This window comes from Bradyrhizobium sp. (assembly GCF_019242285.1).
In the GTDB taxonomy this organism is placed as follows: Bacteria; Pseudomonadota; Alphaproteobacteria; order Rhizobiales; family Xanthobacteraceae; genus Bradyrhizobium.
The window spans coordinates 1-10,099 of the sequence record NZ_JAFAVV010000418.1; the positions used below are offsets into that span (position 1 = coordinate 1).

Consider the following 10,099-nt stretch of genomic DNA (forward strand, 5'->3'; position numbering starts at 1 on the left):
GTGTTGTTCGATAGCGGCGCGTCCTTCGAGCAGGAAAACGTGTACCGGCGATGGCCGGTCAGCTTCTGAACGCTGCGCAGGATTGCGAGTGCCTGCCGTGACAAAGGTACGACATGGTCCCAACCGGTCTTCATTTTTGCGGCTGGAACGGTCCAGCGTTTGGCATCTCAATCGACTTCGCTCCACTCCATTTCATTGACCATGCCGGGGCGGGGAATGGTCAGCGCATCGAAGCGCAAGGCAAGGCCAACAACATCACCAAACCTCGCTCTCGTCCACGGCGCGCTGATGAGCTTGAAGACGCGCGTCACGTCGCGTGATTCGGTGACGCCGGGACGCGGCGTCGAGATGTTGGCCATCATTTGCCCATTCAGGTTGCGGAATGGATTGTAGCCGTCGCCTTCGACATCGGCGTAGTCGCAGATTTGCTCACCGATGCTGCGCACGCGATCGCGGGTTTCCAGCTTCCCCTCGGCTTCATATGAACGCATAAAGGCGAGCACGTCTGGACGCTTGATGTCCTGCCTGCACAGCTTGCCGAAGCGATCCTTGATGTAGCCGACGCGGAGCTCGAGCACCTCGATGGTCTTGGGGTTGCGCACCGCGACGATCCTGCCGCGTTTGACTTTCTCCACCTTCTTCTTCGCGAGCCACTCGTCGGCCCATTGCTCGAAAGGCCGGGCGGCCGCCTGCCTGTGCTTGTCGAGCTGCTTCTCGGTGCTCGGGTCTTTGCTGTCCTTGAGCAGGTCTTTGGCTTTGTCGCGCTCGCGCCGCGCGTCGGCGAGCGAGAACGTGCCATCGTTGCCGTTGCCGTACGGCCCGATGGAGTAGGTTTTCTGCCGACCGTGGAAGCGATAGCCCATCCGCCAGAGCTTGGAGGCAGCGTCGCCGGGCTTGCGCACGTCCGGCGTGACGAAGAGATAGAGACCGCCGCCGGTCACGTCGGAAATCTTGGCGGGACTCCACGCGCCCTTGTCGAATTTCGGTCGGGCGGCGCGGCAGTCGACGTCGGTCCTGATCTGCTCGGGATTGGTGGACGCGTCATCGCTCTTGCGGACCATCTGCTCAATTCCCTCGTTCGGAATAGCGAAAATCGCCGTGAACGTTTGTTCTCCCGATACCAACACGATACCAACAAAAATACCAACAAATCGGCCGGCTGCGAGCGGAGGAGAACAAACGGTGACGAACACCGATGTACGCGGAAGTGCCTATTTTTCAAGGGTTTCCGAGCACCGCGCGGACGGTTGCGGACGCCTTAGAACGGGCCTGAACAGCCTGGATGGTGCCCCTGGCCGGAATCGAACCAGCACTCCTTGCGGAACTCGATTTTGAGTCGAGCGCGTCTACCAGTTCCGCCACAGGGGCATTCGCATGCCTCCGAGCGGCAGGGCCGAACGGGTCCGCGAAGCGCGGCGGACTATAGCGGGAGGCCGAGAGGGGTCAACCCGCGCGGATGTGATTTTCCGCCGCCTCGACAGCTTGCTGCCTGGAGGATAGGACGCTGACGGCAACTTGGCCGGGAGACGCGAGTGACAGCGGAAACCTCAGCCCTGCCGCGTGCGGTGCGCGGCGATGTCGGCTCCGTGACGACGGCGGCGCTCATCATTCTGGTCATTGCAGCCGCGACCATCGCCGGCGCCTGGTTCTTCCAGCTCGTGCTGGACATCGCGCCCTGTCCGATGTGCCTGGAGCAGCGCTACGCCTATTATGCCATCATCCCCGTCTCGGCCCTGAGCGCGTTGGTCGCGGCGCGGGGCGGCCCGCGCGGCCTGCTCGTCTTGGTGTTTGCCCTGATCGCGCTGGCGGCGCTCGGCAACGCCGCCTTTGGTGCCTACCATGCCGGCGTCGAATGGGGGTTCTGGCCCGGGCCGACCAGTTGCACCGGCAGTTTCGGCAATTTCGGCAGCGCCGGGAGCCTTCTGGACCAGCTCGACAAGGTCAAGGTCGTGCCCTGCGACGTCGTGCAGTTTCGCTTCCTCGGCATCTCGCTCGCCGGCTACAACGCGCTGATCTCGCTGCTGATGGCGGCGGTCGCGGCCTGGGGCATCACCCGATCCGTCAAGGCTGGCTGACGGGGCCGGCTAATCGTCGACGTCGTCCTGCGGCCGTCCGAACAAATGGACGATGCCGGGGGTGGCGATGGTGACGAACACGAAGCGCGACAGATGATGCGCGCCGACGAAGATCGGGTCGATGTGCAGGGTCAGCGCCAGCGCCAGCATGGCGTCCATCGCACCCGGCGCGAACGCCACCATGATGTCGGACGGGTGCACCTGCGTCGTCAGCACGATCAGCGTGACGAAGACGGCGGTCACCGTGATCGCGACGGCGAACGAGCCCAGCGCCGCGTTGATATGGCCGAGCAGCACCTTCGGCCGCATCCGTGCGAACCGGCTGCCGATCAGGGCGCCGACCCCGACCAGGGCCACGCCCCGCACCCAGGCCGGCACGCCGCCCTCGACGAGGTCCATCCCGTGGAGCACGCTGGAGGCGATCATCGCGCCGAACATCCAGCTCGCCGGAAATTTGAGCATACGCAGCAGCAGCGCCACCGCGAGCGAACCCGCGACCAGTTCGAACAGGCCGAGCGGCGAGGCCGCCGCTGTCGCAAGCCCGGGCGAAGAGGCCGGTGCCACCCCGGTCAGCGCCAGCAGCATCGGAAGCGCCGCGGTCAGGATGATGACACGGACGGTCTGTACCACGGCGATGGCGGGCAGGTCGGCGCCCCGCTCGACCGCGAGAATGGTGATCTGCGACAGCGCGCCCGGGCTGCCGGCAAGAAACGCCGAGGTGCGGTCCCAGCCATGGATGCGCTGCAGATAGACACTCGAGCCGAAGGTCGAACAGAAGGTCGCGAGTGCCAGCAGGAAGATGGTCAAGGGATAGGCACTGACATGCTGGATCAGCTGCCGCGAGACCACCGCGCCGAGCGAGATGCCGAGCACCACCAGCACGCCCTGGGTGACATGCGCGGGCAAACTGAGCGGCCGGCCGGCGATCGCGGCGATCCCGGTCGCGGCCATCGCGCCGGTGATCAGCCCACCTGGAAGATTGAAAAGGAGGAAAAAGAGCCCGCCAACGGTGCCGATGGCGAGCGTCTCGAGCGCGCTCAGGGCCTTGCTGCGGGTGGGGACGGCCAGTCCCATCGATGCCAGGATCTGCTTCACGCCGTCTTATGGCAAATCCGGCCATCGCGAACAAATGCGCCAGCGCAGGTGCAGCAATGCGGGCCCTTTTGTCTCTCCCCTTGCGGCGGTCCACAAGGGGAGAGGAGGTAGCCTCACTGCTTCGGCGCGGCGCCCTTGGCCTCCTTCATGCATTCCTTGCGGAATTTCTTGCGCTCCCTGCCTTTCAGGCCCTTGTCGTCGGCCTGCTTGGAGCATTCGAGGGATTCGGGGCTGTGGGCCTTGCTGGCCTTGGCGGGAGCGGGCGTCGCGGCCGGCGCCGGCGAGGCGGGGGCCTGCGCGAAAGCGGAGCCGGCGAGCAGCAACGAGATGGCGGCGGCGGCGGCCGCGCGGCAAGCGATGGTCATCATGGGGAGGACACCTATGGAAGGAAGAAAGGCGCGCAACGTCGCGCCCTCCGCATGAACGGCAGATGAATAAAGCGAGCAGGTGTGCAATGCGTCTGCTCGATCGTCACCTTGCCGTGTGCGCCGACTCGGCTAGGATGACGCCCGTTTTGACCCCGTCGTCAGGGAGGACAAGGATGAGCTTCCGAGTCACGTTGTTATGTGCGGTTACCCTTTCGGGCCTCGCGGCACTTGCGGCCGCGCCGGCCCAGGCGCTGACCATGCAGGAGTGCAGCGCGAAGTACAAGCAGGCCAAGACGGATGGCACGCTGAACGGCATGAAATGGAACGACTACCGCAAGGCCAATTGCGGTGCTGAAGCGACGCCTGCCGCGACGACCACCACCGCCGCGCCCGCGGCTCCGGCTGCGCCAACCGAGAACAAGAAGAATGCCGCGCCGGCCACCGAAGCCAAGAAAGAAGCGGCGCCAGCGCCGGCACCTGCGCCGGCTGCGACCGGCAACGCGGTCTTCCCGTCGGCGGTCGATCCGAAATATGCCAAGGAGAGCGCCGGCAAGGGCCGCATGCACACCTGTGTCGACCAGTACAACGCCAACAAGGCGAGCAACGCCAATGGCGGGTTGAAGTGGATCGAGAAGGGCGGCGGCTACTACTCCGAATGCAACAAGCGGCTGAAGGGCGCGGCCTGATCGGACGAGCAAGGACGCGGCCGGCCGCGCGATCGGTCGGTTGCGTCAGGGCGCTTCGCCGACGAGCTTCTCGGCCGATTTGGACACGAGCTGCGCGCGCTTGCGCTGGCCGCGGTCCAGAAACAACAGGCTCTGGCCGAAGATGAAGCAATAGAACAGGAACGCCTGCGCGTCCGCCTCCTCGCTCGGCAGGCCCGCGGCGCGGTAGAGCTGCGCCACGTTCTTCAGCCGTGCGGCGTCGACCTGCGATACCGCGTCGGCCGCCGTCTCGTCGGCGCGGGCCCATTGCCGGACCGCCAGCTCGATCGCCATCCCCTCGGTGTTCATGCGTTCGGAATAGAGCCGGATCAGCGCACCGAGCCGCTCGCGCGCCGTCTCGCCGTCGAGGCTCGTATGGCGCTCGATCGCGGCGATGCGTCCCGCGGTCCAGCGCTCGAGCATGCCCTGGAGCAGCGCGGCGCGGTCGCGGAAGCGGCGGTAGAAGCCGCCTTTGGTGACGCCGAGGCTCTTCGCCAGCACCTCGACGCGCACGCCCTCGATGCCGGAGCGCGCCAGCTCGGCAAAGCCGGCCTCGATCCACGCTTCGCCTTTGTCTCCGGCCGTCATGAACGCCTCGCCTAGTCTTTGATACGGTACCGTATTGCTAACCCGACACGGTCGTGATACGCTACCGTATCAATCGTGAAAGAGGGCAGGAGGCGGCTGGTGACGGGCGAGGCGACCTATCGCGGCACGGTCTATCCGTGGCACTGCGACCACATCGGCCACATGAACATCATGTGGTACGTCGGCAAGTTCGATGAGGCCAACTGGAATTTCTTCGCCCGCCTCGGGCTGACGCCGGCCTATTTGCGCGAGAGCGGCCGCGGCATGGCGGCGGTACAGCAGAACATCACCTACAAGCGGGAATTGCTGGCGGGCGACATCGTCGAAGTCCGGAGCTTTCTGCTCGAGCTTCGCGACAAGTCGATCCGCTTCCGGCATGAGATGCGCAACGCCGAGACCGGCGAGCTCGCGGCGATCTGCGAAATCACCGGCGTGCATCTGGATCGCCGGGAGCGTCGCGCGGTGAGTTTCAGCGAAACGATTCGCGATTGCGCGGCGCAGCAGCTCGTCGCGCCTGAGCTGGCGATGGCGTGAGCCACGGGTCATGCCACGCTTCGAGCCGAAGAATCCCGACTTTCGCGCGACGACCATGGCGGTGTTCGACGCGCAGCCGGCGATGCGTACGCTCGGCATCACGATCGCCCGCCTCGAGCCCGGCGAGATCGAGCTGGCGATGGGCTATCGTGCCGAGCTCACGCAGCAGCACGGCTTCGTCCACGCCGGCATCATCACCGCCGGCCTCGACAATGCTTGCGGCATGGCGGCCTTCACGCTGATGCCAAAAGGCGCCGGCATCCTGACCGTGGAATTCAAGACCAATCTGCTGGCGCCGGCGAAGGGTGAGCGGTTCGTGTTCCGCGCCGGCGTCGTCAAGCCCGGACGCACGATCACGGTCTGCGAGGCGCGCGCCTTCGCGGTGCAGGCGGATGCCGAAAGCCTGATCGCCACCATGACCGGCACGCTGATGGCGCTTGCCGGATCGTGATGGGAACATTGACGGGCCGATCAGCGCGGCCAAGATGGGTCCCGTGCTGCAATCGGATCCTCGGTTTTGATTCTTTCTGCCATGCAAGGCGGCCTCGGACTGGCGTCGGGAGCGCTGGTCGGGTTCTCGCTCGGTCTAGTCGGCGGCGGCGGATCGATCCTCGCAGTGCCGCTGATGGTCTATGTGGTCGGCGTGCCCGAGCCGCATGTCGCGATCGGCACCAGCGCAATCGCGGTCGCTCTCAACGCCGGCATCAATCTCTCCAATCATGCGCGCGGCGGCACCGTGGTGTGGTCCTGCGCGCTCACCTTTGCGGCGGCCGGGATCGTCGGCGCGTTGCTGGGCTCACTGCTCGGCAAGATGGTCGACGGGCAGCGGCTGCTTGCGTTGTTCGCCCTGATCATGTTGCTGATCGCGGCGTTGATGCTGAAGACGCGGGCGAGGATCGGCCTCGCCGACGTGAAAATGGACCGCAGCAACATGCCGGCGATCTTGGGCCTCGGCCTGGCGACCGGCACGCTGTCGGGCTTCTTCGGAATCGGCGGCGGCTTCCTGATCGTGCCGGCGCTGATGCTCGCGACCGGCATGCCGATCATCAATGCGGTCGCGTCCTCGCTGGTCGCGGTCACCGCGTTCGGCATGACCACGGCCTCGAGTTATGCCTGGTCGGGCCTGGTCTCCTGGCGCCTGGCCGGTCTGTTCGTTGCAGGCGGCATCGCGGGAGGGTTGGCCGGCACGCGGCTGGCCCGGCATCTGTCGGCGCGGCGCGGGGCTCTCAACGTCGTCTTTGCGGCTGTCATTATTGCCGTGGCGCTCTATATGTTGGCGCGTAACTTGTCCGTGTTCTGATCGACAGCGGGATGCGGGCCGATGCGAGGCACGACATGCAGAAATCGATCGATCGCGTTGGATCAACCCACAGCCGGCGCCGGATGCTGGGCCTGCTCGCCGGCGCGTCCGTGTTCGCGGCGGCGCCGGGCGCCGGTGCGGCCGAGGAGCCGGACGAGGCCTCCGTGCTGCGCGACCCGGACATCCCGGTCGCCGGGAATGTCGACGGCGACATCGCGATCGTCGAATGGTTCGACTATCAATGCCCCTATTGCCGCAGGCTCGAGCCGGAGCTGCGGCAGGTGGTGCAGGACGACGGCAAGGTGCGGCTGGTGCTGAAGGACTGGCCGATCCTCGGACCGGTCTCGGTGGTTGCGGCCCGCATGGCGCTGGCGTGCAAGTTCCAGGACAAGTACCTGCAGGCCCACGACGCCATGATGGGCGTTGCCTCGAAACTGACCGAGCCGCGCATCGACGAGCTGCTGGCCGGCGCGGGAATCGACGTCGACCGCGCCAAGCGCGACCTCAAGGACAAGGCCGACAGCATCGATGCGCTGCTCAAGCGCAACCACGCGCAGGCCGAAGGTCTCGGCTTCCGCGGCACGCCGTCCTTCATCGTCGGCAAGTTCCGCGTGCCCGGCGTGCTGACGATGGACCAGTTCACCCAGGTGATATCAGACGCGCGCAAGGCGAAGGCAGGTAAATAGAAGGCCGGTAATCAGTGGAGTTTTCGATTTGACTTCCGCATGAGGGGCGCGCGGTAGAAAGGTAGCTGTCCGGCACGCCGTGCCCTCCCAAGGTGCTGCTTCGGGGCTCTCAAACATCCGATGACATCTCACGGCAAAACGTGCTACCGGAATATCCCGAGTGTCTCGCGAGGCGTTAGCCTCGAGGCGCCGAGTTCAGCAAAGCTTCAGGCGATTTAGCTCCCGCGACGATCAGTTCACAATAGACCTGCCCGCCCATCTCTAGCGCCATGTTGGATCAAACCAAAGCGACAGCCGACCATCGGCGCGGTCCGGGGCAGAGGAGCATCATTGGCGCGTTGACCAGGGTCGAACCCGGGTCCGGGATGGACCGCCGCTGGGCTCCCGGCATCATCGTCCTGAGCAGCCTCGTGCTGGCGATCTTGTGTGATGCGTTCGTGGCGCACATGCTCTCTGGGAACTATTGGGAGACCTATCGGACGATCGAAGCCGCGAACGGCGATCTCGCCCGCGCCCTCGAAGAATACATGTTGCGCAACATGCAAGGCGTCGACCTTCTGCTGAGCACGACCATCGATGCGCTGAAGCAGAAACCGTCGCTCTTGTCGGCCGGCAATCCGGCCCTGATCGCTGAGTTGAAACGCAGGGTGGCGCCGTATCCTGCGGCAAAATCGATCGTGGTTCTCGATGCTGACGGAAACATGCTGGGCGACACCATGGGCAGCCAGGTGCCCGGCCGGACGATGAACTTCGCCGACCGGACCTACTACACGGTCCAGCGGGATGACCCCAGCCGTGGTCTCTTCATCGACGTCCCACTTATCTCCCGCGTTCCTCCTCAAGGTCGCTTTATCGCCGTGAGCCGGGCCTTTCTGGCGGCCGATGGACGCTTTGGCGGTGTCGTCTTCGTGGGCCTCGACTACAATATCCTCCAGGAGTTCTTTCGGTCGCTGGACGTGGGGCAGCGTGGCACAGTGACGCTTTACCGCGACGACGGCAAGATTTTGCTGCGGGCGCCGAACGCGGACGAGTTTGCCGGTCGCGACGTCAGATCGAATCTGTTGTTCACGCGCTATCTTTCACAAGCGCCGAGCGGAAGCTTCAAAGGGAGCGGAATCACGGACGGGACTTCGCGGAGCATCAGCTATCGGCGGGTCGCCGCAATGCCACTGGTGGTGACCGTGGCACGCGACCCGGTCGAGTTTCTGGCCGGCTGGAAGAACAATGCGCTGTACTACAGCGTAGTCGCCGCCGGGCTCAACCTGTTGATCGTCGGACTCGGCCTGGGTCTCGCCCGGCAGTGGCGGCTGCGCGCGAAATCGGAACAGGCGCTGCGGGACAGCCTCGAGCAGCATCAACTGGTCACCGAGAACGTCCCCGCCCTGATCGTCCATGTCGGCGCCGACGGTCACATCCGTTACGCCAACCGTGTCGCACTCGAATGGTATGCGCAGCCGTCCACCGATGCCATCCGCACCTGCAAGATCGACGATTTCATCGACCCCTTGCGAGTTGGCGAGGCACGGCTGAAAATCGAGGCGGCGCTGGCCGGCCGAACCACGAGCGGCGAGGAGAAGGCGGCGTTTCCCGACGGCTGTGAACGCTGGTGCGAGACCATCCGGGTGCCCGATTGCGGCCAGGACGGCACGGTGCGCGGCTATTTCGTGTTGTCGGTCGACATCACTGAGCGCAAGCGCATCGAGGACGAACTGCGTCAGGCGCAGAAGATCGAAGCCATCGGGCAACTGGCCGGAGGGATCGCGCACGACTCCAACAACATGCTGGCGGCGACGCTCGGCAATCTCGATCTGCTGCTCGACGAATTGCCGCCCACCGATGTCTCCCGCCGCAGCCTGGCCGGACGGGCGATGGAGGCGGCGGAGCGGGTCGCCGATCTCAACCGCCGCCTGCTCGCCTTCGCCCGCAAGCAGACGCTGCGGCCGCAGATCACCGACGTGAATCTGCTGGTCAGCGGGATGACGGCAATCCTGCAGCGGACGCTCGGCGAAACCATCGAGATCGAAGTTGCGCAGGATCCGACGCTCTGGCACTGCCTAATCGATCCGACGCAATTGCAGAACGCGCTGCTCAATCTCGCCATCAACGCGCGGGATGCGATGGCGGGCAGCGGGCGCTTGACGATCACGACCGCGAATGCCGTGCTCGAGCAGCCACTCGATGACGGCGACGAGCGCATCGTCCCCGGTGACTACGTGACGATCGCGGTGTCGGACATGGGTGCCGGCATGCCGCCCGAAATCGCGCGTCGCGCGTTCGAACCGTTCTTCACCACCAAGGAGTTCGGCAAGGGCAGCGGGCTCGGTCTCAGCATGGTCTATGGCTTTGCCAAGCAGTCGGAGGGCGCGTTCCGGATCGAGAGCGACGTTGGGAGCGGCACGACCGCCGAGCTGTGGCTGCCGCGTGCGCCGGAGACGGCACGAAGCGCTCCGCCGCCACCAGCTGAATTGCCGGAACACAAGATCCAGAATCTCAAGATTCTCATGGTTGATGATCATGCGGAGGTGCGAAGCACAACGGCAGCGCTTCTTGAGGATTGCGGTCATGAGGTCACCGAAGCTTCCAACGGTGCCGAGGCTCTTCAATTGCTGAAGAAGCGCGCCTGCGACTTCGATCTGCTGATTACCGATTATGCAATGCCGCATCTCTCGGGGACCGAGTTTCTGCGGGAAGCCCGTCTCCTTTGCCCCAACGTTCCGGCACTGTTGATCACCGGCTATGCGGAGGCGGA

At 65.1% G+C, this 10,099-nt stretch carries 11 protein-coding genes and 1 tRNA gene; 7 read left to right on the forward strand and 5 right to left on the reverse strand.

Annotated elements, in window-relative coordinates; all coding sequences use genetic code 11:
- Positions 1–167: 167 nt before the first annotated feature.
- Together JOY90_RS16220 and JOY90_RS16225 are read right to left on the reverse strand one after the other, a co-directional pair.
- The gene (locus JOY90_RS16220; protein ID WP_291692132.1) at positions 168–1,193 is read right to left on the reverse strand and encodes an integrase arm-type DNA-binding domain-containing protein; all 1,026 of its coding nucleotides are present in this window, start codon (positions 1,191–1,193) and stop codon (positions 168–170) included.
- 90 nt (positions 1,194–1,283) lie between these two features.
- Positions 1,284–1,368 (reverse strand) — tRNA-Leu (locus JOY90_RS16225).
- A 164-nt stretch (positions 1,369–1,532) separates the two neighbouring features.
- Here JOY90_RS16225 and JOY90_RS16230 point away from each other — a divergent pair.
- Positions 1,533–2,075, forward strand: a complete 543-nt coding sequence (locus JOY90_RS16230; protein ID WP_291692133.1) for a disulfide bond formation protein B — start codon at positions 1,533–1,535, stop codon at positions 2,073–2,075.
- A 9-nt stretch (positions 2,076–2,084) separates the two neighbouring features.
- On the opposite strand, the gene JOY90_RS16235 is transcribed toward JOY90_RS16230, so the two are convergent.
- Positions 2,085–3,170 carry an AbrB family transcriptional regulator gene (locus JOY90_RS16235; protein ID WP_291692134.1) on the reverse strand — a complete coding sequence of 362 codons (1,086 nt, stop codon included), beginning with the start codon at positions 3,168–3,170 and terminating at the stop codon, positions 2,085–2,087.
- A 113-nt stretch (positions 3,171–3,283) separates the two neighbouring features.
- On the reverse strand, positions 3,284–3,535 hold the full coding sequence (locus JOY90_RS16240) for a PsiF family protein (protein WP_291692141.1): 252 nt from the start codon (positions 3,533–3,535) through the stop codon (positions 3,284–3,286).
- Positions 3,536–3,711: 176 nt separating this feature from the next.
- On the opposite strand from JOY90_RS16240, the gene JOY90_RS16245 reads away from it, so the two are divergent.
- Positions 3,712–4,224, forward strand: a complete 513-nt coding sequence (locus JOY90_RS16245; protein WP_291692135.1) for a hypothetical protein — start codon at positions 3,712–3,714, stop codon at positions 4,222–4,224.
- A gap of 45 nt (positions 4,225–4,269) precedes the next feature.
- Here the strand turns inward: JOY90_RS16245 and JOY90_RS16250 are convergent, their stop codons facing one another.
- The gene (locus JOY90_RS16250; RefSeq protein WP_291692136.1) at positions 4,270–4,830 is read right to left on the reverse strand and encodes a TetR/AcrR family transcriptional regulator; all 561 of its coding nucleotides are present in this window, start codon (positions 4,828–4,830) and stop codon (positions 4,270–4,272) included.
- A 99-nt stretch (positions 4,831–4,929) separates the two neighbouring features.
- On the opposite strand from JOY90_RS16250, the gene JOY90_RS16255 reads away from it, so the two are divergent.
- The 5 genes from JOY90_RS16255 to JOY90_RS16275 all read left to right on the forward strand — a co-directional run.
- The gene (locus JOY90_RS16255) at positions 4,930–5,364 is read left to right on the forward strand and encodes a thioesterase family protein (protein WP_291692137.1); all 435 of its coding nucleotides are present in this window, start codon (positions 4,930–4,932) and stop codon (positions 5,362–5,364) included.
- A gap of 10 nt (positions 5,365–5,374) precedes the next feature.
- Positions 5,375–5,815 (forward strand): PaaI family thioesterase, encoded by a 441-nt coding sequence (locus JOY90_RS16260; protein ID WP_291692138.1) that lies wholly within the window; start codon positions 5,375–5,377, stop codon positions 5,813–5,815.
- A 69-nt stretch (positions 5,816–5,884) separates the two neighbouring features.
- Complete coding sequence (locus JOY90_RS16265) at positions 5,885–6,664, forward strand: sulfite exporter TauE/SafE family protein (RefSeq protein ID WP_291692142.1); 780 nt, start codon at positions 5,885–5,887, stop codon at positions 6,662–6,664.
- 35 nt (positions 6,665–6,699) lie between these two features.
- The gene (locus tag JOY90_RS16270) at positions 6,700–7,350 is read left to right on the forward strand and encodes a DsbA family protein (protein ID WP_291692139.1); all 651 of its coding nucleotides are present in this window, start codon (positions 6,700–6,702) and stop codon (positions 7,348–7,350) included.
- Positions 7,351–7,619: 269 nt separating this feature from the next.
- The coding region (locus JOY90_RS16275; RefSeq protein ID WP_291692140.1) for an ATP-binding protein at positions 7,620–10,099 on the forward strand (2,480 nt) is incomplete at its 3' end.